Annotated in this window: 23 protein-coding genes; 12 read left to right on the top strand and 11 right to left on the bottom strand. The window is 36.8% G+C overall.

Annotated elements, in window-relative coordinates; genetic code table 11:
• Nucleotides 1-36 precede the first annotated feature (36 nt).
• From O1449_RS07825 to O1449_RS07790, 8 genes are all read left to right on the top strand, one after another.
• Entirely contained in the window at nt 37-1,257 is a 1,221-nt protein-coding gene (locus tag O1449_RS07825; protein ID WP_269237961.1) for an MFS transporter, read from the top strand.
• A 222-nt stretch (nt 1,258-1,479) separates the two neighbouring features.
• The gene (gene mtlD / locus O1449_RS07820; RefSeq protein WP_269237960.1) at nt 1,480-3,609 is read left to right on the top strand and encodes a bifunctional mannitol-1-phosphate dehydrogenase/phosphatase; all 2,130 of its coding nucleotides are present in this window, start codon (nt 1,480-1,482) and stop codon (nt 3,607-3,609) included.
• Between the two features lie 79 nt (nt 3,610-3,688).
• Complete coding sequence (locus tag O1449_RS07815) at nt 3,689-4,312, top strand: 2'-5' RNA ligase family protein (RefSeq protein WP_269230341.1); 624 nt, start codon at nt 3,689-3,691, stop codon at nt 4,310-4,312.
• Nucleotides 4,313-4,314: 2 nt separating this feature from the next.
• Nucleotides 4,315-4,833: a bifunctional adenosylcobinamide kinase/adenosylcobinamide-phosphate guanylyltransferase gene (gene cobU, locus O1449_RS07810; RefSeq protein ID WP_269237959.1), complete on the top strand. Its 519-nt coding sequence runs from the start codon at nt 4,315-4,317 to the stop codon at nt 4,831-4,833.
• A gap of 1 nt (nt 4,834) precedes the next feature.
• Nucleotides 4,835-5,905, top strand: a complete 1,071-nt coding sequence (cobT, locus tag O1449_RS07805) for a nicotinate-nucleotide--dimethylbenzimidazole phosphoribosyltransferase (RefSeq protein WP_269237958.1) — start codon at nt 4,835-4,837, stop codon at nt 5,903-5,905.
• Nucleotides 5,895-6,494 carry a histidine phosphatase family protein gene (locus tag O1449_RS07800; protein ID WP_269230440.1) on the top strand — a complete coding sequence of 200 codons (600 nt, stop codon included), beginning with the start codon at nt 5,895-5,897 and terminating at the stop codon, nt 6,492-6,494. The genes cobT and O1449_RS07800 overlap by 11 nt, the downstream gene beginning before the upstream one ends.
• Nucleotides 6,495-6,611: 117 nt before the next feature.
• Entirely contained in the window at nt 6,612-8,195 is a 1,584-nt protein-coding gene (locus O1449_RS07795; protein WP_269237957.1) for a histidine-type phosphatase, read from the top strand.
• A gap of 102 nt (nt 8,196-8,297) precedes the next feature.
• Nucleotides 8,298-9,038: an adenosylcobinamide-GDP ribazoletransferase gene (locus O1449_RS07790; RefSeq protein ID WP_269230345.1), complete on the top strand. Its 741-nt coding sequence runs from the start codon at nt 8,298-8,300 to the stop codon at nt 9,036-9,038.
• Between the two features lie 56 nt (nt 9,039-9,094).
• Here the strand turns inward: O1449_RS07790 and O1449_RS07785 are convergent, their stop codons facing one another.
• The 3 genes from O1449_RS07785 to O1449_RS07775 form a co-directional block, all read right to left on the bottom strand.
• Nucleotides 9,095-10,561, bottom strand: a complete 1,467-nt coding sequence (locus O1449_RS07785) for a PepSY domain-containing protein (protein ID WP_269237956.1) — start codon at nt 10,559-10,561, stop codon at nt 9,095-9,097.
• Between the two features lie 3 nt (nt 10,562-10,564).
• Complete coding sequence (locus tag O1449_RS07780) at nt 10,565-12,688, bottom strand: TonB-dependent receptor (protein ID WP_269237955.1); 2,124 nt, start codon at nt 12,686-12,688, stop codon at nt 10,565-10,567.
• Between the two features lie 74 nt (nt 12,689-12,762).
• Nucleotides 12,763-13,263, bottom strand: coding sequence for a hypothetical protein (locus O1449_RS07775; RefSeq protein ID WP_269237954.1), 501 nt, complete (start codon nt 13,261-13,263; stop codon nt 12,763-12,765).
• Between the two features lie 198 nt (nt 13,264-13,461).
• Between O1449_RS07775 and O1449_RS07770 the strand changes: the two genes are divergently transcribed.
• On the top strand, nt 13,462-13,662 hold the full coding sequence (locus O1449_RS07770) for a hypothetical protein (RefSeq protein WP_269237953.1): 201 nt from the start codon (nt 13,462-13,464) through the stop codon (nt 13,660-13,662).
• A gap of 26 nt (nt 13,663-13,688) precedes the next feature.
• Here the strand turns inward: O1449_RS07770 and O1449_RS07765 are convergent, their stop codons facing one another.
• The 5 genes from O1449_RS07765 to O1449_RS07745 form a co-directional block, all read right to left on the bottom strand.
• Nucleotides 13,689-14,780, bottom strand: a complete 1,092-nt coding sequence (locus O1449_RS07765; RefSeq protein WP_269237952.1) for a 3-deoxy-7-phosphoheptulonate synthase — start codon at nt 14,778-14,780, stop codon at nt 13,689-13,691.
• Between the two features lie 117 nt (nt 14,781-14,897).
• Nucleotides 14,898-15,785: a sulfite exporter TauE/SafE family protein gene (locus O1449_RS07760; RefSeq protein ID WP_050040232.1), complete on the bottom strand. Its 888-nt coding sequence runs from the start codon at nt 15,783-15,785 to the stop codon at nt 14,898-14,900.
• Nucleotides 15,786-16,131: 346 nt separating this feature from the next.
• On the bottom strand, nt 16,132-16,419 hold the full coding sequence (locus O1449_RS07755) for a DUF1634 domain-containing protein (protein ID WP_269237951.1): 288 nt from the start codon (nt 16,417-16,419) through the stop codon (nt 16,132-16,134).
• On the bottom strand, nt 16,416-17,972 hold the full coding sequence (locus tag O1449_RS07750) for a PepSY-associated TM helix domain-containing protein (protein ID WP_269237950.1): 1,557 nt from the start codon (nt 17,970-17,972) through the stop codon (nt 16,416-16,418). Before O1449_RS07750 ends, O1449_RS07755 begins: the two co-directional genes overlap by 4 nt.
• A gap of 2 nt (nt 17,973-17,974) precedes the next feature.
• A complete protein-coding gene (locus tag O1449_RS07745; RefSeq protein ID WP_269237949.1) occupies nt 17,975-18,268 on the bottom strand; it encodes a hypothetical protein in 294 nt (97 codons plus the stop codon).
• A gap of 247 nt (nt 18,269-18,515) precedes the next feature.
• Between O1449_RS07745 and lpxB the strand changes: the two genes are divergently transcribed.
• Entirely contained in the window at nt 18,516-19,694 is a 1,179-nt protein-coding gene (gene lpxB, locus O1449_RS07740; protein ID WP_171295023.1) for a lipid-A-disaccharide synthase, read from the top strand.
• Nucleotides 19,695-19,731: 37 nt separating this feature from the next.
• Here the strand turns inward: lpxB and O1449_RS07735 are convergent, their stop codons facing one another.
• Entirely contained in the window at nt 19,732-20,601 is an 870-nt protein-coding gene (locus O1449_RS07735) for a DUF2797 domain-containing protein (RefSeq protein WP_087537094.1), read from the bottom strand.
• 38 nt (nt 20,602-20,639) lie between these two features.
• Here O1449_RS07735 and O1449_RS07730 point away from each other — a divergent pair, with 38 nt between their 5' ends.
• Together O1449_RS07730 and O1449_RS07725 are read left to right on the top strand one after the other, a co-directional pair.
• Nucleotides 20,640-21,101, top strand: coding sequence for a DUF6231 family protein (locus O1449_RS07730; RefSeq protein WP_269237948.1), 462 nt, complete (start codon nt 20,640-20,642; stop codon nt 21,099-21,101).
• A gap of 158 nt (nt 21,102-21,259) precedes the next feature.
• A complete protein-coding gene (locus tag O1449_RS07725; protein WP_269237947.1) occupies nt 21,260-21,886 on the top strand; it encodes a YidB family protein in 627 nt (208 codons plus the stop codon).
• Nucleotides 21,887-21,945: 59 nt separating this feature from the next.
• On the opposite strand, the gene O1449_RS07720 is transcribed toward O1449_RS07725, so the two are convergent.
• Nucleotides 21,946-23,112, bottom strand: coding sequence for a porin (locus tag O1449_RS07720; RefSeq protein WP_269237946.1), 1,167 nt, complete (start codon nt 23,110-23,112; stop codon nt 21,946-21,948).
• Nucleotides 23,113-23,363: 251 nt separating this feature from the next.
• Nucleotides 23,364-23,777, bottom strand: coding sequence for an HIT family protein (locus O1449_RS07715; protein WP_269239642.1), 414 nt, complete (start codon nt 23,775-23,777; stop codon nt 23,364-23,366).
• Nucleotides 23,778-23,847: the final 70 nt, after the last annotated feature.

Raw genomic sequence — 23,847 nt, 5'->3', positions numbered from 1 at the left:
CTTTTTTAGATGCCTTTTCTTTTTATGACATTCATTATGCAAAGAAATTTTAAATTATTGGCTTGGGCAACTTTAGCCAACGGCACTTGTTTTTCCATGATTTTGCCTTTGCTTGCACCTTTAATTCGGCAGTTACACTTAACCGAGCTTCAGGGGGGCATAATTGTATCCGCGGGTGCGATTTGTATGGCAATTGCTTCAATCTTTATTGCTAAGCATCAGAAAATACAAACACCATATCAATTGATGAATTATGGTTTTTGGGGGATGACCATTACATGGGCGATTTTTACAATCATCCTTTATTTTGGCATCAATCAAAGTTTAGCTCCTATCGCAATTTTTATACTTCTTATACTCAGCCGTGCAAGTACAGGGGCATTCATGGCAATGCCACAAATTGGTTTACAAAGTTATGTGATGCAGCATGTCACTGATACAGAACAACGAAGTCAGAAAATGGCAATGTACGGTGCAATGAACAGTTTAGGGATGATCATTGGGCCATTTGTAACTTCTATTTTATTGCTAGGTGGGATTTTATTGTCAATGTGGGTGGCTGTTATTGTACTGATGATCTTTAGTGTTTTACTGACCGTATTTTTTCATAAAGACACGATTACTCAGATCAATTCAACACAACAACAAAGCTTAAAAGATGAATCAACAGCGTTTTCAATCAAGCCTGCTTTACCGTGGTTAATCCTTGGTTTTAGTACTTATATGGCAATCGTGACTTTGAATATGACAGCAGGATTTTATATTCAGGATCGCTTTCAACTCAACATACAGCAGAGTGCAAGCTACTTTTCTCAGTGTATGTTAATTGTTGGTTTTAGTTTGGTTCTGACTCAGATTATTATCGTGAAAATTGTTAAATTAAGCTTACAAGCCTTGGTAGGCTTAGGGATTACGGCAATGCTTGCTGGTTTATTATTGTCGTTAAACGCAGATCAAATCATCTTTTTCCAAGCCAGCTATATTTTATATGGAATAGGGGTTGCAAGCCTGCTTCCTGCATTTACGACAGGTGCGGCACAATCAGTGAGCCAAAATGCACAAATTAAAATGGCCAGTTTATGTACTGCAATTCAGGCGCTTGGTTTAATTGTTGCACCTTTGCTCAGTACATTTTTATATCACTATGCGATCAATTTACCTTTTTATTTACTCAGTGTGTTAATGCTCAGTGTGGGTTTGTATTTGGCTTGGATCTTAATGCTACAAAACAAAATATCGACTAAGCTCGTGATTTAGATTCGAGTCTATAAGCACAAACATTTGCCGTTTTTGCTTAAAAAAACAAGCATATTTTTTGGAATAATGCAAATTATTAACAGAATGAGCGGCTCTTGAATCAAAAAATAACCATTTTGGTGTGTTTTTTGATCAGATTTATTTCATTTATTTACGCCTTGGATTTTGATGCACTTTTTTAGTTAACCTAAGAAAAGTCTGGTTCATAGCAAAGGAGTAAAAATGTTAATTTTTCATGATTATCCTGTCCAAGGGGCACTTTTTGATATGGATGGAACAATGTTTGATACTGAGCGTTTACGCTTTCAAACATTGAAACAGGCCTCCAATGAGTTCATTGGACAGGAGTTCTCAGATGAATATTTAATGCAGTGTCTAGGATTAAGTGCAAAAGCATCTGAACAACTGGCACAAAAGTTTTATGGTACAGATGTTCCTTATACTGCTATTCGCAAACGGGCAGATGAAATTGAACTGGCGTTTGTTCGTCAAAATGGTGTTCCCATTAAAAAGGGCTTAATCCAAGTTTTAGAGCGTCTGCGTAAGTCAGGTTTAAGAATGGCAGTTGCAACATCGAGTCGTCGTGCGATTGCAGAAGAATATCTAATTAATGCCAATGTCTATAAATTTTTTGACTTATTGGTCTGTGGTGATGAAGTCGAACAAGGGAAGCCACACCCTGAAATTTTTATCACAGCGGCACAAAGACTAAATTTACAACCGCAACATTGCCTTATGTTTGAAGATTCAGAGAATGGAATTAATTCTGCATCTGAAGCAGGTGGAATCACAATTTTACTTAAAGATATCAAAGAGCCGAATGATCAGATGTTGGCTCAAACAAAGTTCTATTATCAGGACATGAATGAATGTCTGAATGCTTTAGATCAATATATTCCTGAAATGAGCATGCCGCAGTTGCAAGAATCTTTTCCACAAAGTTTGAATCAATTAACCGTTGGGATTCATGGTTTTGGTGCGATGGGTGGTGGATACCTTGCACAAGTATTATCACATTGGGATGGTTTTACTCGACCTCAGCGGATATTGGCATCAACCAGAAATCATTTATATCTTGAATCTGTAAATAGTTTTGCAAGCTATAGTATTCGCTATAGCCAGTGTTCTTATGACGAACGTATCGAAAATCTAACAGTGATTGATGCGGATGATCAGCAGCAAATGTTAGACATGTATATGCAATCGAGTTTGATTGCGCTGTGTTTACCAGAACAGGCGATTCCATCTGAAGCAAAAATAATTGCAAAAGGCTTGCTCGCACGTTTTATGTCACAAGAGATACAAAATGATGAGCCAATTACTTTATTAATTGTGTTGAATAAAGTTTGTGCAAAATATTTGGTACTGAAGCACCTCCGTGAGGCTTTGCTTGAAATAACAGATGAAGATATTGCTGAGCATATTTTAACTGAACATTATTTCTGTGATACGGTCGTAAACAGGATGGCTTCTAAACTTACAGATCAGGCATTGTATCGCCAACTGAATATCAAACACCAATTATTTAAACAATATCAGTCTGATTTAAATGAAGATAGCATTGAACTCTCAGATGAAACGGCTTTAACTGAACAACAAGAACAGCACCTGAGTTCATGCTTAGACGATATGAAAGGGCAATTCCAGGCCGGTCAGTTCCTACAGAATATGGACTTAATTTTGTTTCATAGCGAAACGGATATGCCAATTTATGTAGAGAATCGCAGTCCATTACTTCATAAAATGCGTCAAATGATTCTGGTTGATCAGATTGCGGATATTCAAATCATTAAAAATCGTTTGTGGAATGGTTGTCATGCCATGCTTGCTTGGTATGCCAGTTTAAATGGGCATGAGACGATTGGTATTGCAATGGCTGATTTAGCAGTTCGACAATATGCTGAAAGACTGGTTGATGAAGTTAAATTAGGTTTAGCTAATTTAATCCCAAATCAAAAAAAGCAATTGGATCGAATGGCTGAAAGTTTTTTAAACTCATGTCGATCTGCTTATAAAGATCCGTGTGAACGTGTTGCAAGAGAGCCGTTAAAAAAGCTTAATTTTAATGAGCGTGTTTTAGGAAGTTTAGAGAACCATATTCAACAACAGTTGCCTGATCAAAATCTCTTAAATGGGGCAATTTATGGATATGCCTATGCTTTGAAGATACTTGAATTAGACGAAATATTGATTGTTCAACACATTCAAAAAAATATCGCCTACATGGATGTGACCGAAACTCAAAAGAAACAGTTGTTAGATCAGCTTTATCAAGGTATTCAACATGAATTAGCCGATGTCGATTTAGCGTTTAACGCGACGTTTGGGGAAACCAAGTCGGAGTCTGTTTGAAATGAAATATTGAAAAGAACTTTAATGTTTTAATTGATTTGTGTTTGAATAGTACAACTTTAAACATGTTGTCGACGTTGTGTTATTACAAGCATCTACTCAACTGATTGCAACTGAACTGCGAGATTATCCTGAATGGCATCATGGTCGTTCAGACTACGGACTGTGGTATATCGAAATTGATCAACCTGAATTGATTCGGTATCTAGATCAGGTCAGAACACCATTTTCAAATCTTCTCATCCCATCAAATCAGCGCCAATATCACATTACCTTGTTTGTTTGCGGTTTTTTGACAGCAGATGTTAAGAAATATGATGATGATTTCCAAATTGCACAATTAAATCGACAGATCGACTTGGTTAAACAATTGCAGTTAAAGCCATTTGAACTAGAAATCACCCAGATTGATAGTTTTAGCAGTGCTTTATTCTTGCATATCAAAGATAAAGATCATGTACTGGCTCAAATTCGTCAACAATTTGCTCAACTATCTGGAGAAATTGCGGCACTCGAATATTGTCCGCATATTACTTTAGGCTTGTATCGTGAAGCTTGGCTGAGTGATATTGTACTTGAACGGATACAACAGCATTCGATAAAAACTATAAATATTGAGGTCAAAAAACTGACTTTTGGCTATTATAAGGCACAGATTTTACAAGGATTCCTGTATCCTTATCAGCAAATTGAACTAGGTTAGATATGTTGCAACTGATTTTAGGTGGGGCGCGCTCAAGTAAAAGTCGTTTGGCAGAACAAACAGCCAAAGAGACAGGTTTATCTGTCATTTATATTGCAACGGCGCAGTCCTTAGATACAGAAATGCAGCAGCGTATTGCGCATCATCAACAACAACGTCCTGATGATTGGCAATTGTGTGAAGAACCTATTTTTCTTGCGGATCAACTGTTGCAATTAGATCAAGAGAATCAAGTGATCTTGGTGGATTGTTTGACCTTATGGCTCACCAATTTATTGTTATCCGATCATGCTGAATTACAACAGCAGCAAACAGAGAAATTTTTAAACCTATTACCCCAACTCAAATCACATATTATTTTAGTGAGTAACGAAACTGGACTGGGTGTCGTTCCTATGGGGGAAATTAGCCGTCGATTTGTGGATGAAGCAGGACGTTTACATCAAGCTTTAGGGCAGTTGGCAAATAAAGTGGTGTTCTGTGTGGCAGGTTTTCCAATTATTTTAAAAGATGAGAAATAATATGACTGAACAAGCGCAATGGTTTTTAGCCGCAGTACAACAACCTGATCTAGATGTAAAACAACAAGCTGAGCAACGTCAACTTCAATTGACCAAGCCAACAGGTGCATTGGGTGATTTAGAGCAAATTGCGATTAATTTATCTGCTTTACAAAAAACGGTTTTCCCTAAAATTAATAAACCTTGGATTACTATTTTTGCTGGTGATCATGGTGTTGTGGCAGAAAATATTTCAGCCCATCCTCAAGCAGTAACTCGTCAAATGTTGCAAAATTTTGCATCGGGTGGTGCAGCAATAAGTGTGATTGCCAAACATCATCAAGCACATTTACAAGTTATTGATTGCGGTACTGTGGGTGATGCCTATGATTATGTGGGTGTTGAGCGTCATTGTATTCGAGCTGGTACAGCTAATTTTGCACAACAAACAGCCATGACTGAGCAAGAATGCCTTGCCGCGCTTGAACTGGGTAAAAATAGTGCTGATCTCGCAAAAGCGCAGGGAAGCGATATTTTTGTTGCAGGTGAAATGGGCATTGGCAATACCTGTTCAGCTTCAGCACTTGCCTGTTTGTTACTGAATGAATCAGCGCAGCAGCTTACAGGCTTAGGCACTGGAATCAATATTGAACAATTACAACATAAAATTAAAGTCATTGATCAAGCGGTCAAGCTCCATAGACCTCATGTTGCGAATGATGCTTTGAAAATTCTAGCCGCTGTTGGTGGCTTAGAAATAGCAGCGATGACAGGGGCTTATTTACGTTGTGCGCAAATTGGTTTGCCGATTGTGGTGGATGGTTTTATCAGTTCAGTTGCAGCTTTATGTGCGGTGCGTATTCAACCACAGAGTCGTGAATGGATGTTATTTGGACATCAATCAGCAGAATATGGTCATCAACGTATCTTAAAAGAACTTGCAGCACAGCCAATCCTCAAAATGAATTTACGTTTAGGGGAAGGCAGTGGTGCTGGTGCGGCATTATCTATGATCCAACTTGCTTGTGTATTGCATAATCAAATGGCAACTTTTGCGGAAGCGGCAGTAACAGGTGACAAAGTTGCAGATTGATTTACTGCGACATGGTGAAACGACTTTAAGCCATACGCTACGTGGGCACTTGGATGATGATTTGACTGAACAGGGTTGGTTGCAAATGCAATCAACCATTCAGCAGTACATGACTACTCCAGTGGATTGGGATGTGATTATCAGTTCACCTTTGCGGCGTTGTCGTCGCTTTGCAGAGCATTTGGCAGATCAACTCGGATTGCCAATGTGGGTCAATGAGCATATCAAAGAAATGTATTTTGGTGATTGGGAGGGTATTTCAACCCAAGCCATTTATGAAGCCGAACCTGAGCGATTAGCAAATTTTTGGCAATTTCCTACGCAATATCATGCGCCAAATGGTGAGTCTTTGATTCAATTCAAGCAGCGAGTCATGTGTGGGTTTGATGAAATTTACGAGCAAATGCAACGACAGGATTGGAACAAGGCTTTAGTAGTCACACATGGTGGGGTGATCAAATTACTTACCTGTTTAGCGCAAAAACAAAACCTAGATGATTTATTAAAAATGCCTGCCGAACTGGGCAAGCTCTATCAACTTGAATGCTCTAAAAGATTAGATAAGATGTATTTTGAAGAAAAACATTGATAAATAAGTAATAAGAGATTTTTCGATCATCACACACTGCCATAAAACTGTAATCGGACTGTCATTGTCACTGCCTATGATACAGGGCATTTCTTAAACGATAAGTAATGTCTATTCATGAATATTTTATTTAAAAGCAGTCTGTTATGTGCAAGTATCTTATTGGCAGCATGTGATAATAATGAGCAACAATCACAGTCTAGCCCTGAACAAAATACCTCATCAAAATATTATCAAACCAAAACACCATATCAACCTCAACAAGACCTTAAAAAATACGAAGCAATTCCACAAGGTTTTAAACCTGTTTTCACTGAGTTAGTGGCACGTCATGGCTCAAGAGGATTATCGAGTATTAAATATGACTTGGCACTTTATAATTTATGGAAACAAGCCAAGGCTGAGAATGCTTTAACGCCTTTAGGTGAGAAACTAGGTGCCGATTTAGAAAGTATGATGAAAGCCAATATCCTGCTTGGTTATGGGGTGGACGGAATCCGTCAGTATGGATATGGCAATGAAACGATGCTCGGTATTCAAGAACATCGTGGCATCGCAGACCGTCTTTTACAGCGTTTACCTGAGCTATTTAAAACAGCAGCGACACAACCTGAATCTATTTTAGTTCAAAGCTCAGGCGTAGATCGTGCGGTGGATAGTGCCAAGTTCTTTACTGCTGAATTGATTCAACAGCAACCCCAATTGAAAAATCAAGTTACACCTGTTTCATATACCAGTTTAACCAGTACGAGTATCCCATCTATTGAGGATGGCGGCGTAGATCGTTTTAAACTTTATTTCCATAGCTTGAATAAAGATCAAGATTTGCTTAAACCATTATCAACACAACAACAAGCAATCTATGATGCAAGTCAAGCCTATCAAAAATTTGAAGCTGAAGATGTATATCTAAAAAATAAGTTAAATGATTTGGCAAAAGATACACGCGCACAGCAAATTGCACTGAGCGTGCTTAACCCAATTTTTAAGCCTGACTTTATCAAAAAATTAGGTACGACTGGTTATACTTTCAGTAATAGCGGCACTTATACCGTGACATCGCCAAAAGGTGAGACCATTACAGAAAAAGGGAAAGGAAAAAATACCATTGCAAGTGCTGTGGATGCAGCAGCTTATCTTTATGAGTTGTATTCAATTTCTGGTGGTATGCAGCTTGAATTAAAGGGTATGAATTTTGATCAATATATGCCTGTAGATGCAGCAAAATTCTATGCTGAATTTAACGATGCAAATGATTTTTATGAAAAAGGGCCAAGCTTTCAAGAATCAAATGCTGTCACCAGTAACATTGCTCAAGGTCTAAAACAAGATTTGTTTAAGCAAGTAGATGCAATTGTCGATAAACAACAGTCCCACCGTGCTGTGTTAAGCTTCGCACATGCAGAAATCATTATTCCACTGGCGACCAGTTTGGAGTTACATGACAACATGATGCAGCCTTTACCTTTACGTCAAACCTATAACTACAGCAATAGTACGTGGAGAGGTGAAGTGGTATCACCAATGGCTGCGAATTTACAGTGGGATATTTACCAAAATGCTCAAGGCACAACTTTGGTAAAAATGCTCTACAATGAAAAAGAGACCTTGTTTAAACCATCATGTAAATATGCACAATATAGTACCAACAGTTTCTATTATGATTATTTGAAACTAAAACAATGTTATCAAATTCAATAATCTAGTTGATTCATCATTTTAATTTGGGAATAGGGTTCTATTCCCATTTTTGTTTCTTCATAATCTGTAAATCATCAATATTGTTTGACTGAGATTTCTTGCATGACGGCTTTTTGGATTGCTTTGCAATTTTTAACGGTTTTGCCCATTGAATTAAAAACAATGCCAAGTGCAAAGCAAAATGGTCAAGCGATTTTGTTTTATCCATTTGTGGGTTTGTTGATCGGACTTATTCTATTTGGTGTCTCTGTGATTTTAGTCAAACTGCCAATTTTATTGATTGCCAGTATCATTTTAGTGTTATGGATATGGCTTACAGGTGGGCTTCACCTTGATGGTTTAGCCGATACAGCAGATGCTTGGGTGGGTGGTTTTGGTGATCCTGAACGTACACTCAAAATTATGAAAGATCCAAGCTGCGGTCCAATCGGTGTGCTGAGTCTGGTTGCTGTTTGTTTACTTAAATTTGCTACGCTGTATGTGCTGCTTGAGCAGCATCTCAATACTTTTTTGATTCTAGTTCCAATGCTTGGGCGTAGTGTTCCATTATTTTTATTTTTAACCTCAGCTTATGTTCGTGATAAAGGGCTAGGACGTTCAATTACTGATTTTATTCCAAAGAAACTTACATGGGCTGTTTTTGTCATTACAATTTCATTACTTTGTATGTTTAAATGGTTGGGGTTGGTGACTTTTATCTGCTTTATTACTGTATTATTTTATTTAAGAGCTTTATTTATCAAAAGAATTGGTGGGATTACTGGTGATACTGTTGGTGCTGCAATTGAGCTGATTGAGACAGGATTAATGCTAAGTTTTGTGATGGCTTCATTTTATATTTGATGGGTTTAATTCTAAAAAATTGATCCTCCTTAAATTAAGAAGGATCAACACAGAACTTAGGATGCTTTTCGGGCTGCTAATCTACAACCTAAGATCACCAATAAAGCGATAAGTCCAGCAATACTACCTAACAAGATATCCCTGAGTGTTTTATCTAGTGGTAGCCATGTCCATTTATGTAGATAAGCAAAACTAAAACCTTCTAAAGCATCTTGTTGAGTGACTTGCGCGGCAATCACACCGCTACTTGGTTCAATATATAGCCTGAGTTGATCACTTAAATTGCTTTCAACTTTTACTACGGGTAAACGCTTATTGATAAAACCATATTCACCACCAAAACTGGTGACCCAAGAGCTTTGAGTAAAGTGACCCACTGGTAAATGTAAATAGTCGGCAGCCAACTGCTTACTTTGCTCAAGCGTATTTAATTTTGTCGCGGTATTCGCATCAATCAATTCAATTGCAGGGGCAGCACTTTTGGCATGATGATTATGATCATGTTCTTTGGCTGCGGTCATGCTGCCTTGTAGCTGTGGTTTGCCTGTCAATTGAACTATCCAACCTGCTTGAGCATGATCTTGACCAAAGGAGATCGGTACAAGGTTAAGGCGTTGTATTGGCTGTTGAACAGCCGTTTTCCATGCGACAGCACTTAAATCCTGTGTATAAAACATCGGCTGAATGTTCACAATCTCAGATTTTTTATGCCAAACATGATAGAAACCACTGAATACCCATAGCAAGATAAATACACTTAAACTGATGCCCAAATAGCGATGTAAAAAGCGAATCGGCTTGTGAGCTAAACGATGGTTTTGACGATTACGAATCCTAAAAAATAATCCAATACCCATACAAGTCAGCACTAAAATGCCAATTAAGGCAATTTGCATCAGTATACTTTGTCCTGTCCACGGTTGATCGTTCCAGGTCCATGTATGACCTAAACGAAATATTTTCGCCATCCACATTTTTTGGTCATTGGATAGTGTGGCTAATCGAGATTGTGATGGATCGACATAAGCTCTTAAACCATTATCAAAGCTTACACGCCAAACAGGCAATAAACGATTCACGCTTGGATAATCATCACTAAACTCAGTGATCAGTTCAGTCGAAACGATCTGTTGTTTGGCTAAACCTGTATACCAAATCGCAAGACGTTTTGCATCTTGTTGCTCGGCATACTCAATGAGTTGACCCGATTGACTATCAAAATACTCCGCAATGGTTTGATTTGGTTGTAAAACTCGATAAGCCACAAGTTCAGGTTGTAATTGAATGGTTTGTAGTGCTGAAAATTTTTCAATTTTATACTGCTGTAAAACCAAAGGTGCAGGCAAAGCATTTGTTAAATTCAGTTGCTGAGGTGGAGGCATTCTTTTGACGGGTTGAGGTTGTGTTGCACTCATAATTGGATGCAACACACCTGTTAAAGACCACATCAAAACGAGAATGCCAAGAACCATTCCAAAGCTACGATGAAATTTCAGTAACTTCTTAAGTTGATTGGCATTCATTATTTATTTTCCAAAATGATAACGTAAACCTAATAAATAGGTTCGTGGTGCTGCAGGCGTATAACTAGCTTGATTACTGCTATATGAAGTACTTTCCGCATAATGGACATCAGCTACATTAAGAATTTGTCCATAAACCTCATAAGCATTTTTACGATAATTGGCACGTAAATTTAGAATGGTATGCCCATCATATTTTTCAGTATTAGCATCATCAATCCAATATGAACCGACATAAACACCTTCAGCCGAAAGTAATAATGCTGGAATAGGTTTGATTTGATACTCAATCGTGCCAAAACTTTTTGGAGAGTTTGCCATCGTATTATCACTATAATTAAGTGTTGAAGATGGCTGCCATTCTTTGTACTTATGTTCTGCAAAACTTCCAGATAGCTTCAAACGCTGGTCATACAGTTCACTGATTTTCCAAGTCCCACCAATTTCGATGCCTTGATGTAAGGTTTTGCCTGCATTGCGAGGTTCACGTATTTCACGTGTATTTTCAATTTTTGTATAACTAATTATTTCATCCTTACCTTGTAAACGATATAAGGTAATTTCTCCATCCAGTCGGTCATCTAAAACTTTGAAACGTAAACCCGCATCAATATTATTAAATGTAGCTTCTTTTAAGTTTGGTGTGACCAGATTTGCGCCATATAAACCACTAACCTCTGGTGGCACAAAACCTTGTGACCAATTGCTATACAGATCTAATTCAGGTGAGATATTCCATACAAAACCAAGTTGAGGGCTTGCCTTGTGAAAACTACGTTTTTCATCTGGCGCACCTGTAACTTTAGAGGGAACAAGCTTGTTATCAAAGTCATAACCGATCCAATCATAGCGTGCACCACCAACCAAATTTAGATTCGGCAAAGCTTGCCAATTTGCTTGTGTATACAATGCTTGGTTATTGACATCAACGTTGAAATCACGTAATAACTGACGTTGTTTGAAACCCGTATAAACTAGCGTTTTTGGATCGCGAAAGACTTCAATATCATTGGTTTGAGCTTGGTTCGGCGAATGATCTGCCATTGCTCCGATGATCAATTTCACCTGATCCAAATTAATGGAATGCTGTAAATTTAAGCCATAAGATTGAAAAGCATTATAAGTGGTTTGACCACTATAAGTTCCTGTTGGTATACCATTCTTATCAGCATCCGTACGAATGTTATAACTTGGATTTTGATCGGTTGTATTATCGCGATAATAGACGGTCAATTGACTTTGTTGCTGATCATCCCATTGATGGTTAATCTGTGATGAAAGACGGGTTGAGTCTACTTCTCGATATGTAAATGTTTGATAGCTATAACCTGGACGTTTGCTAAAATCATTTGCATTAAGGCTACCCGTCATATCGGTTTTTAAATGGTTGTAGCTGAAAATATTTTTGATTTGAGTGGCATCTGATATGCGCCAATCATGTCTTAAGGTCACACTTTGCTTATTACTTTCAGCATGATCTTGCCAGCTATCACCACGATCACTGGCATAGGCAGACAGTCTTAAACCATGTTCACCATACTCTGTATCAAACGTATTGGATGCACCTAAGTCTAAACGGCGATAACCTTCAGAGCTTGCACTCACACCTAAATCAGCAGTTGGGGTTAAACTCGGTGCTTTGGTGAGGAAATTAATCGTGCCACCAATTGCGTTACTTCCATACAAGCTACTTGCTGGGCCACGCAAAATTTCAATGCTATCAATTCCAGCTAGATTTACTTCATATAAAGCATTGTGGTTAAACACACCGACTGGGCGGATCGAAATGCCATCTTCCAAATATTGATAAACAGCAGAAGTGGTGATGGGTTGACGAATCGACATCATATGTTGTTCGTTGCCCAAGTTGTTCATTAAGACACCTGGAGTTTGATTAACTAACTGACCAATGAATGTGGCATGTTTATCATCTATATCTTGGCTACTAATTTTGCTAATCGCAGCAGGAGTATTATTTATAGATTCTCCTTCACGACTTGCTGTGACTACGATTGTAGCTAGGGTTTTTGTTTCATTTTCAGAAGCTGTTTCAGCAAGAGTGATTGAGCTGTAGGTAATCGATAGACATGCAGCCGTTAATACTGACAAACGAAATTGAGTATTCATATTTAACTCTATAAAAGCAATAAACGAGGCTGTACCGCAGTGATTCACTGGATACGAAATGTTAAAAAAGCATTTTATAGAGCAAGTGGAGGAGCTTGTTTAATCGGGAAAATATAGAAGATACGTGGAATATGCAGATCTTCTGACCACGTATAACATAGACATCGCACACGACTAAACCAAGCCAGTACAAAGATTAAAATAAATGCAATTAAAGGAATAATTGCAACAGCATCTAAACCATGTGTACATAAAGGACAATGCTTCATGATTTGACTAGCAAGGGCAAAAACCTCTTTTGCATAGTCACTCAGTTGATCATGCGCAGTCGATTGTAAATGCTGTTGATGATGCATTTCATGCATAGCGTGATGGTGACTTGAATGAGATTCAGACAACATCAAACTATTTTTAATCTCTGTAACTTGGCAATGTGTAGGCATTGCATAGAGTGCAGGTACGACGCCAGTATGTACCATCGTTGGTAAGAAGATATGCCAGAGTAAACAAAGCAAAGTAATCGCACCGAATGAGGCACGCCACTTTAGCAAGTGTTGACGAAAACTGGACTTCATATCAGCGATACGACGTAGGGGAAATATGGCAGCAGTATAATTAAAAAAATGTTACAGTTCAAAACAAATCCGATATTTAAGAACACAAATATATGGCAGAATACCGCATAAATTTTCAAGATTTTTTCGGTGACGAAGAATCAGTGTTTGAATCTAAAGGATGGATTATTTTAGTATTAACGTATAGAAATAAGAATTATGAATTATGAATTAGTTTTCTATGACCCTGTTCGTTTGATGCAAACCATAAATGATGATTTGCATTCCAGTCAATATTTTATAGAACAAAATTTAATTGTAATCCCAAACGTAAATAGGGCGAATATTGAAAAAGTAATTTTAGATCTAGTGAGTCATGAAACTTTAATGGAAAATTTAAAAATAAAAACAGGCTCATGAGAGCCTGCTTTACATCTACTTAAAGATTAACGATTTGGCAAAACATCTTTTAATGCTTCATGCATTTCTAACAATGCTTTTTCTGTTGTATCCCAATCGATACAGCCATCAGTCACAGATTGACCATATACCAGATCACAAAGGTTTTCAGGAATATCCTGACGACCGCCTTTAAGATGACTTTCAACCATGATACCGACGATTGATTTATTACCATCAAGAATTTGCTCTGTGATGTTTTTGAGAACCAATGGTTGTAAGTATGGGTCTTTATTTGAGTTCGCATGACTGGTATCAATCATGATTTTGTTACTTACTTTTGCTTTAGCTAAAGCAGCCTCTGCCTCAGCAACCGATGAAGCATCATAGTTTGGTTTACCATTACCACCACGTAAAACAACGTGCGCATAAGGATTACCATTGGTATTGATAATTGCAACCTGACCATTTTCATTTAAGCCGAGGAAGCTATGACCGTGCTTAACCGATTGCATAGCATTGGTCGCAACCGTTAAACCACCATCTGTACCGTTTTTAAACCCAACAGGAGATGATAAACCAGAAGACATTTCACGGTGTGTTTGGCTTTCTGTAGTACGTGCGCCAATCGCAGACCAAGAAATCAAATCTTGATAATATTGTGGAGAATTTGGATCAAGTGCTTCGGTCGCACATGGCAAACCTTTTTCATTTAATTCAAGTAAAAGCCCACGACCAATATGTAAACCTTTTTCAATATTGAAAGAGTCATTCATATCTGGATCGTTGATTAGACCTTTCCAACCGACTGTCGTACGTGGTTTTTCAAAATATACACGCATCACAAGGTATAAAGTATCTTTTACTTTTTCACTTAATTCTTTTAAGCGATCAGCATATTCATTTGCAGCTTTAACATCATGGATTGAACAAGGTCCAATCACCACAAACAAACGTTTGTCATTGCCGTCTAAAATATTACGTACAGTTGCACGTCCTTGTAACACAGTTTGAGATGCAGCTTCAGATAAAGGAAGATCAGCTTTCAGTTCCGCAGGGGTAATTAAGGTTTGAATGCTTTTAATATTAACGTCGTCGATATCTGGCTGAGAAACTGGATTTGACTGTAGAGTATTCATTGCTGTCACAAATTCAATCGAAAGAAGAGGTTATTTTGTCTACGAATATAGCATGAAAAGCCGATTGATTAACTATCGATTCGCAAAAATTGCGGAAAACAATCGGCTTTTTCAGAATTAAACCATACTAGATGAATGGCTTGTTTGTTGAACAACAGCAACTTTATGGGTTTCAACTGGTTTAGGTTTTGCCTTAACTGGATTAACCATAAAGTTAACACCAAGGGCAAATAACGTAATACCTAAGATTCTACGAATAAGTCTTTCTGGCATACGCGAACTAATCAAAGTTCCGACAATGATTGCAGGAATAGAACCAACAAGTAACCACATTAATAAATGAAAGTCGACATTACCTGAAGACATATGACTCAAACCAGCAACAGCTGTTAATAAGACAGCATGTACGACATCTGAACCAATAATACGAATCATCGGTAAGTTAGGGAACATAATTACGAGCGCCATAATCCCAAATGCACCAGCGCCTACAGAAGATAGGGTAACGAAAATACCTAAAACCATGCCCATGATGACGATATATAAGCGTTTATGCTGGAGGGCATGTTGTTCACTTTCCATATTTGCTTGTTCACGATTACGGAAACGATCAAAGAACTTTTCAATTTGGCTACGAAATACAATCGAGATACCTGTCAAGGTCAACATAAAGCCTAAGACCATAGTCAGCACAGCTTTATAATGCGTTGATTGGCTCAAATAATGTTCTAAAACCCAAGATGTGGCAAAAGATGCAGGAATACTTCCAAGTGCAAGCCAAAGTACAATTGGCCATACAATATTTAGTTTTTTAGCATGTACCATTGAACCGCAAAATTTAGAAATAGAGGCATATAACAGGTCTGTACCGATTGCAATGTGAGGTTCAATTTTGAATAAACTAATCAAAATAGGGGTCATTAATGAGCCACCACCAACACCAGTGATTCCTACACAGAAACCAACCAACACCCCAGCTAGAATAAATTCAACAGGACCAAACATAATCAATATGCCTAAATATGCAAAAACCAGCATATCTTATGCTTTTTTTAGATAACTCGTTGTGATGAATAGTGATTTACTTATGCAAAAAAAAGCTAAAGAATGTCGATTAAGGTATAAAAACTGACTGAATTACACAGCCATGTTTCATTAATTTGCCCCATGTAATCATCGAGTAAATCTTAGCTTGATCAAAGTGACGTAAATAATTAATTGAAAAGTAGAGTAGACCTCTTGCGTAAGTGCTATTTTCAATGATTTTAGAATTGATCAAACTTAATAAAATCAATACTTACATCTGATTGTTTTTTGACTTTTGCAAGAGGTCTAGTAATTTAAACATTCTCTACTTTGCTAAAATTTTATTTTTGTTAGGTTTTAATTCATTAACCCATAACACAAGTAGAAATGTAATCGGTGTCGCAAATAACCACCAACTTACAAATCCTATAGCGCTTCCATATTCAAGACAGAGTAGGCTTCCCGAAATTAAAAAGCAGAGGTAAGCAAAAATTTTGAAGAAAGTTTTATAGCGAATGAGATATATTTGCTCCGTTTTGCTGATTTGCTTAGAACTACATTTATATAAAAAGGTCATTCCAATCAGTATCAAAATTAGACTCAAAAAAATCATGCCTTCACCTTATTTTGCGCTAATTTTGTTTTAATTTTTTGTATGGACTTTTCCTGAATAGGTTGAATATTTCTAAAAATAAAAATAGCGAATACGGCGCAAATGAGCAGGAATAAATCAACACGCAGAAATAACCAATAACTTGAAAGGTCCGAAATTAATCGATGATTATTGAGATACACTAAGTTATATATTGGTAAAACAACTGCAATCAAACCGAAAAAGAAAACTTGTGATTTCCATAAATATTGTTTAGGAGTGAGTAGGGCTATAATTAAGCTCAGCATCCACACACTAAAAAAAGTATAAATTTCATAATTCGGGGTGGTTGCAGTAATATGTATCAATCTGTTTGCAAAAAGATAACCTAACATGGCGATTGGTAAGCCAATAAACGTCGCAACATTCAAACGATCCACCAAATAAAAACCAAGGTGAAACTTCTCAGATTTATTTTGGATTTGGCGCTTGAGACTCCATAGTAATAGTCCTGACGCAATCATCAAACAACCTAGTATTCCTGAACAAAAGAAAGCAAATCGTAGTAGTGGTTGCGCAAATGTAGCCATATGTAGACCATAAACGCCTGCATTTAAGGTTGCTACTGGACTATTATTTCTTGTGTTGCCTAAAATTTTTCCAGCACCATTTAAGGTAATTTGTGTTTGATTTAAGGTAATGGAATGATCTTCTAATTGTTTGAAAGTGATTTTTGCTTGATTGGTATTTGGATTTTTAACCTCAATCGTTGCAAATTCTTTGTTTTCCCATTGCTGTGGTAATTTCTCTAATAACACAGTGATTGGCTGCATATCTGCTGGGCTTGGGGGAGAGTCGATATCGGTTGTTTGAGAGATCGTTCTGATCTCCGTGAAATATTGAAATGGCTTTTCAGGATATAATTGTTTCATACCCCACGGTAAATATAAGTAAAAGAAAATAGCTAAACCAGTAAAAGTAATCGTCAAGAAAAAGGGAAGAGCAAGTACAGAGCAAACATTATGAAAATCGAGCCAAGAGCGTTGTGATTTAAAAGTTCTTAATGTAAAGAAATCTGTAAAGATTTTTTTATGGGTAATAATGCCCGAAACCAATGCAACCAACATAATAAAAGCTGCGATACAAACGATTAGGCGTCCAATAAGGACAGGTAATCCGTACAGCTGAAAGTGGAAATTATAAAAAAAGTCACCACCTTGTGTTGCAGAAAGTTTAAGTTCTTGACCAGTATTTGCATCCAAGTCTCGGCTTTCATAGCCACCTATGCTTTTTTCCCAATAAATTTTATTGACAGGTTCTTCTTTATTTGCAACTTTGATATACCAAGATTTAGCATCAGCTGCATTTTTTTCTAAATACTCTGTTGCTGTTTGAATAGCAGTTACTTGATTAATTTGATAATGCGATAGTTGAGGCTGCATCCATAAATTAATCTGATGACGATAATAGGCACTCGTTCCCATCAGAAAAATGGCAAATAAAAGCCATCCAAAAATTAAACCCGTCCATGCATGTAGCCATGCCATAGATTGGCGTACACTTTTGTTTTGCATTATTAACTTAAACCTACAGATAAGCCGAATAAAGTACCTGCCAAAATCAAGCTAATCCAAGTAAGTTTTAACAAAGAATTCGTGCAGAAACTAACAATGATGAATAGTAAATAAAAAATTATTGAAATAAAGGCAGCCAAATAAATGGCTTCAGCTTTAGCGAATGAATGAAGAAATAATGCAGTCAGACATAAGCTCAAATACATCATGCAGACGTAACCAACACTAAAACTCAAGGTAAAGCGGTAAAAAATACTTAGGCGATAGATGAGCGTAAGTGATGTTGATTTTGCCATAAATGATTTTTAATTAGCCAATAGGAGAATAAATATCAAATGAAAATGATTATTGTTAATAATAATAAATTGGCAGTAAACTCGCAATCATTTAACTATCGTTAATTAAGATTATTTTTTTAATAATTAATGCAATTTTAGATTAAAAATCATATTCACCAATCTTGAACAAATTGGATAGCTTATTATGATTCGATGTAAAATCATTTTGTTAGAATCATTCAAATATTTCAGTGGGGCATTGGTCTTGTTAAAGCAAAAACTAAAAATTGGTATCGTGGTGGGAGAAGTTTCTGGAGATACTCTAGGAGTGAAACTCATGCGCAGTTTTCGCGAACAAGGAATTGATGCTGAATTTGAAGGTATTGGTGGTCCACAAATGATTGCTGAGGGTTTCCATAGTTATTATCCAATGGAAATTTTATCAGTAATGGGCATTGTGGAGGTTTTGAAAGATATAAAGAAGTTATTTGCTGTACGTGATGGTCTAGTTGAACGTTGGACTGAACATCCAGTGGATATTTTTATTGGAATTGATGCACCTGATTTCAATTTACGTCTTTCTAAAACAATAAAAGAAAAGAATTTACCAATTAAAACAGTTCAATATGTAAGTCCATCTGTTTGGGCATGGCGTCAAGGACGTGTACATGGCATTAAACGTAGTATTGATTTAGTGTTGTGTTTATTCCCATTTGAAAAAACATTTTATGAAAATTACGATGTTCCAGCAGCTTTTGTTGGGCATCCACTAGCCAAACAATTACCTTTAAAAAATCCAATTGTAGAAGCAAAGCATCAGCTTGGCTTATCTGCACATGAAATGCATGTTGCTTTATTACCAGGTAGCCGGAGAGGTGAAATTGACAGGCTATTGCCTTTGTTAATTGGGGCTGCGGAAATACTACATAAGAAATATCCTGAACTAGAGTTTCTGATTCCAGCAATTAATGATGCTCGAAGACAACAAATTGAACATGGTATTCAAAATTTAGATGTAACTTTAAAATCAAAAATTTATATTTTAGAAAATACCGATGCTGAATCTAAAATAGGTCGTATGGTCATGAACGCGAGTGATATTGTTGCACTAGCATCAGGAACTGCGACGCTTGAAGCGATGTTATTGCATCGCCCAATGGTGACTTTTTATAAGTTGCATTGGTTAACTTATATGATTGCTAAGTTTCTCGTTAAGATTCCATACTACTCTTTACCTAATATCATTGCAGGTAAAAAAGTCATCCAAGAATTAATTCAAGCTGATGCAACACCAGAACACCTTGCTTCTGAAATTGAAAAATTAATGGATAATGAAACAGCACATATTCAGATGATGCAACATCTAAGTATGCACAAACAATTAATCTCAGGAGATACTGAAAATCCTGTTGATGCAATTCTGAATTGTTTAAAAACAAATTAAGTTAAAAAAGGTGGCATTTCAAATGCCACCTTATCATTTACGCTCGTAGAATCATTTCATAGCCTGTGTATTTACGAATATTGATGACACCAATATCGAGTAATAAATATTGCCCCTTAATGCCATGTAAAACACCACGAATTTTGGGTGTTTTATCTAAATTTAAGGACTTAATTTTTTCTGGATATTGTTCAACTGGGTAAATAAATTCTTTAGGCAATTCATGTTCTAAAAATTCAAGTTCTTCATTGAATTCTAAGTTTTGGCTAAACTCATCTCGAATCGTTTGAATTTTTGGTGCAAATTCTTCCAAAATCTGGTCACGTTGCTCAATTAAATTCAATGGTTCAGCCTCACCTTTAAGAAGCTTACGCCAATCCGTCTTATCGGCAATTTGTGTACCAAATAAAGTTTCTAAATGACCAGATAAACGGCGTGAACCAACTTTTAAAATGGGTAAAGCTTGGGTTGCACCTTGATCTAACCATCGAGTTGGCATATTAACGATACGAGTAATTCCAATTTTTAGTGCACTTGAATTGGCTAGATACACAATATGGGGTTGGAAACAAACCTTGTGTGCAAATTCATCTTCACGACAAGTTCCAAGATGATAATGGCAAGTCTCAGGTTTCATAATACAAAGATCACATTCAGCTTTGGTCTTGAAGCACTTGAAACAGTGACCTTGGGAATATGATTTTGGAGTCTTTGCACCACACGAAGTACAAAAAATATTTCCAGTCCATTCAATTTCTAATTCTTGACCTAATACGAAGGGTAGATCAGTTTCTGAACGATCTAATATAAATTTATATTCAACATTTGCCTTGCTGGTTGGTTGATCAGTTACACTATGCGTTTTGAGCGCTGCGTGCATTTTGTGACAAATGCCTTGTAGTTCCATCAATAAACTCTCATCTTTCTCAATCAAGGGTTGCAGTTATGGCTGAACAAAATGTCATCACTTCTATGCTAGAAGATTTATCTAAAGAACAGCCCATTCATACTGCACTTTGTATCGGTCAGCAAATTGATCAAAATGCTGAAATTCAATGGCATCATTTTAACGTAACTGACTTTTTAAATCTGCCATTTACACAACGTTATGATTTAGGTTTTGTATTATTTGATACAGAGCAAATGCAAAACATCACTGAAACACATAAAGCGCAGCTTTTAGTGAAGTTACGCGACTTAATGGCAAAAAGGATTGTTGTTGTTAGTAAACGAAACGATGAAAAGCTATTGCGTTCACTAGGTTTTACTCAACTTATTGATAAAACTACTCATGATAGTGATTTTGCTCTATGGCAATTCAATATTTTAACTTACAAACATGTTCCTGATTGGTTTAACTCTAAATTTTGGGCAAATCCAGAAAATTGGAATAAATTTCGTTGGTGATTTCTTAGAGTTTACTGCGGCTCTGAATAAGCCGCAGTTATAAAATAATAATAAACTGATGAAATGTTCTTGCAAATTTTAACACTTTAACTTTGTTTTCATGTTGAAAAGCAGCGTATGCTTTTCGAATAAATAATTCTAACTGGAATATAAAAACCATGACAGATTTGACAAATATCGTAGAGATTTTAGCGAAACAGGCTTTAGGCGGTCAGCAACAATCTGGGCAAAATAGTGGTGGTTTAGGTGGAATTTTAGGCTCTGTTTTAGGGCAACTTAGTGGTCAACAACAAAATAATCAAAATCAGCCGCAAAGTGGTTTAGGTGGAATCCTAGGTTCAGTTTTGGGTCAGTTAGGTAGTACGAATAACAATACATCTCAGACAAATAGTAATACTAGTGGGAACACAGCCCAAACATTATTAATAGCCGTATTGCCGTTGGTTCTTGCTTGGATTCAAAAACAGGGGGGCTTACAAGGGGCATTAGATAAGCTAAAAAGTACAGGTTTATCCAATCAGGTACAGAGCTGGGTCGATCCTCAACAAGTAAATGCTCAAGATGTTCCAACCCAAAATATTCAAAGCTTATTTGATGATCAAGATATCGAACAGGTTGCTCAACAAGCACAAGCGCCAAAGCAAGAAATTTACAGTGCGATTGCGTCTGTATTACCTCAAGTGATTGATTCTTTGACTCCGCAAGGAAGTAATACCAATCCCCAAGAAGCAAATCAAGATATTCAACAAGTATTGAATTTGGTGAGTGGTTTTTTTAAAAGATAAGTATAGAAAAATAAAAGGGCGAAACGCCCTTTTATTTAACATTTGAAATAAACTTCTGATTAGAAGTTATATTCCATACCTAAACCAATAACAGTTTTCTTGTTGTTGTCTTTCTGCCAGTCAATTTTTTGTTGAGCAACAACACCGTAGAAACGAGCTTGTTTATTCATCTGGTAATCTGCACCTAAACCATAAAGATCTTGTTTACGATCATCACGACCATCAGCTTCAGTTTTCGCAGAGATATATTCTGCTTTTAACTTCACTGGTGTAGAAGGGATGATATATGCAGCCGTTACACCAAAAGCATTTTCTTTTAAGCCTTTAAATGAATTATTAGTGACTGTGTCTGGTTTCCCAGTTTCTTTAGTCGTTGTGATGACAGCCACAACATCATCTGTAGGCTTAGCTGTTTGCCATAATGCGCCAAATACCAAACCATCAACACCAATTGGGGTAAAGTCTAAAGAGCCTGTAACACGAACGGCATCAGCATAAACGCCAGTTAAGTTATGTGCACTAAATTTAGTTGCTACAGCACGGTTTGCAGCAACTGCCGCAGCTAAACCGACATCTTTATTTTCATACGTTAAAGATGCTGAAACACCATCACCAAAACCATCACGCGCATCTTTTAAACCATAGTTTGTAACTACAGTTATTTCTTTAGTAACGCCAGCTGTTGAAGTTGTAGATGTTTTTGTAGTTGCAGATGTTGCTGCATTTTCACCTTGCTGGAACATGATGTTAAATGCTAAACCACCAAGTAATTTCTTATCAGTTTCAAAACCGATTACGTTATTTAAACGATCTTCACCAGCTAAAATAGCAGTCATATCTAGTTCGTTGTGATCGTTGAAAATATCTTGGTTATTTCCAGCAGCAGTTTTTAAGTAAGAATCAAAACGACCAACTTTCAACGTTGCAATACCATCAGCTTTAAGGCCAATGTAACGGTTACGCATACCAAGATCTGTACCATCACCGTCAGTATTTACTTGCCATTCAGCTAAATAAACTGCTGATAAATCATTCGTTAATTTTTCATCACCTTTCACACCAAGACGAGAAGCATTTGAGTTAATTTTTGTTACGCTTTCATCTTTAAAGCCATTTTTGTCGATTTGATCTAAAGTCACATTGAGCTTACCATACAATGTAGGTGCTGCTTGCGCTGCATTCATGGCTAAAGTTGCTACAGTAGCAGCAAGAAGCAATTTTTTCATTGAGATTTCTCCAAACACTTTTTGTAAATGGCTGATGCCTTAGTTACTGTTATAAGCTTGCTTGTGTACATAAAGTTACACAGCTCACTGACTTGTATGCAGTATCGGCAAACTTTGTGACAGATAAGTGAAAGAAAAATGACAGTTTGATGACGATTCATATTTAGTAATAATTATATTTGTTCTTGATTTTTATATATTTAATAAATAAAAATGGGGCGAAAAGCCCCATCATTTAGATAATTTTTTGCTTACAGCACTGCTTTAATCTTTTCAGCAAAGGCTTTAATCATTTCCTGATCACCCATTTGTGCTGCATGACGACCAAGTTCATGAACTGAGCTAGGAATCAAATGAAAGTGCACATGTGGAACTGTTTGCCCAGCTGCAGCTCCTGAAAGTTGCATTAGTACGATCCCTTTAGCATCTAAAGCGGTTTCAATTGCTTTAGCTATCTTTTGAACAATTTGAATCGTATAGGCTGCTGCATCAGCAGGTAAATCCATCAAAGTAACAGCAGGTGTTTTAGGAATAACTAAAGCATGACCATCTGCTTGAGGCATAATATCCATAAAAGCGAGAACCTGATCATCTTCATAGATTTTGATTGCAGGTAGTTCGCCTCTTAAGATTCTTGCAAAAATATTTTGGTCATCGTACGCCATGATTAGTCCTTTAATATAATGAGATGAGAAATTTTGCTTTTCAGACAATAATAGAAAATAAACTGCTAAG

Source organism: Acinetobacter sp. TR3, assembly GCF_027105055.1.
GTDB lineage: Bacteria > Pseudomonadota > Gammaproteobacteria > Pseudomonadales > Moraxellaceae > Acinetobacter.
This window is presented reverse-complemented; position numbering and strand designations above follow the sequence as displayed.

Bases quoted from the DNA above. Each gene is read 5' to 3' on its own strand.
- O1449_RS07825 (WP_269237961.1), top strand. From the start codon at position 37: ATGCAAAGAAATTTTAAATTATTGGCTTGGGCAACTTTAGCCAACGGC.
- mtlD (WP_269237960.1), top strand. From the start codon at position 1,480: ATGTTAATTTTTCATGATTATCCTGTCCAAGGGGCACTTTTTGATATG.
- cobU (WP_269237959.1), top strand. From the start codon at position 4,315: ATGTTGCAACTGATTTTAGGTGGGGCGCGCTCAAGTAAAAGTCGTTTG.
- cobT (WP_269237958.1), top strand. From the start codon at position 4,835: ATGACTGAACAAGCGCAATGGTTTTTAGCCGCAGTACAACAACCTGAT.
- O1449_RS07795 (WP_269237957.1), top strand. From the start codon at position 6,612: ATGAATATTTTATTTAAAAGCAGTCTGTTATGTGCAAGTATCTTATTG.
- O1449_RS07790 (WP_269230345.1), top strand. From the start codon at position 8,298: ATGACGGCTTTTTGGATTGCTTTGCAATTTTTAACGGTTTTGCCCATT.
- O1449_RS07785 (WP_269237956.1), bottom strand. From the start codon at position 10,561: ATGAATGCCAATCAACTTAAGAAGTTACTGAAATTTCATCGTAGCTTT.
- O1449_RS07780 (WP_269237955.1), bottom strand. From the start codon at position 12,688: ATGAATACTCAATTTCGTTTGTCAGTATTAACGGCTGCATGTCTATCG.
- O1449_RS07775 (WP_269237954.1), bottom strand. From the start codon at position 13,263: ATGAAGTCCAGTTTTCGTCAACACTTGCTAAAGTGGCGTGCCTCATTC.
- O1449_RS07770 (WP_269237953.1), top strand. From the start codon at position 13,462: ATGAATTATGAATTAGTTTTCTATGACCCTGTTCGTTTGATGCAAACC.
- O1449_RS07765 (WP_269237952.1), bottom strand. From the start codon at position 14,780: ATGAATACTCTACAGTCAAATCCAGTTTCTCAGCCAGATATCGACGAC.
- O1449_RS07760 (WP_050040232.1), bottom strand. From the start codon at position 15,785: ATGTTTGGTCCTGTTGAATTTATTCTAGCTGGGGTGTTGGTTGGTTTC.
- O1449_RS07755 (WP_269237951.1), bottom strand. From the start codon at position 16,419: ATGATTTTTTTGAGTCTAATTTTGATACTGATTGGAATGACCTTTTTA.
- O1449_RS07750 (WP_269237950.1), bottom strand. From the start codon at position 17,972: ATGCAAAACAAAAGTGTACGCCAATCTATGGCATGGCTACATGCATGG.
- O1449_RS07745 (WP_269237949.1), bottom strand. From the start codon at position 18,268: ATGGCAAAATCAACATCACTTACGCTCATCTATCGCCTAAGTATTTTT.
- O1449_RS07735 (WP_087537094.1), bottom strand. From the start codon at position 20,601: ATGGAACTACAAGGCATTTGTCACAAAATGCACGCAGCGCTCAAAACG.
- O1449_RS07730 (WP_269237948.1), top strand. From the start codon at position 20,640: ATGGCTGAACAAAATGTCATCACTTCTATGCTAGAAGATTTATCTAAA.
- O1449_RS07725 (WP_269237947.1), top strand. From the start codon at position 21,260: ATGACAGATTTGACAAATATCGTAGAGATTTTAGCGAAACAGGCTTTA.
- O1449_RS07720 (WP_269237946.1), bottom strand. From the start codon at position 23,112: ATGAAAAAATTGCTTCTTGCTGCTACTGTAGCAACTTTAGCCATGAAT.
- O1449_RS07715 (WP_269239642.1), bottom strand. From the start codon at position 23,777: ATGGCGTACGATGACCAAAATATTTTTGCAAGAATCTTAAGAGGCGAA.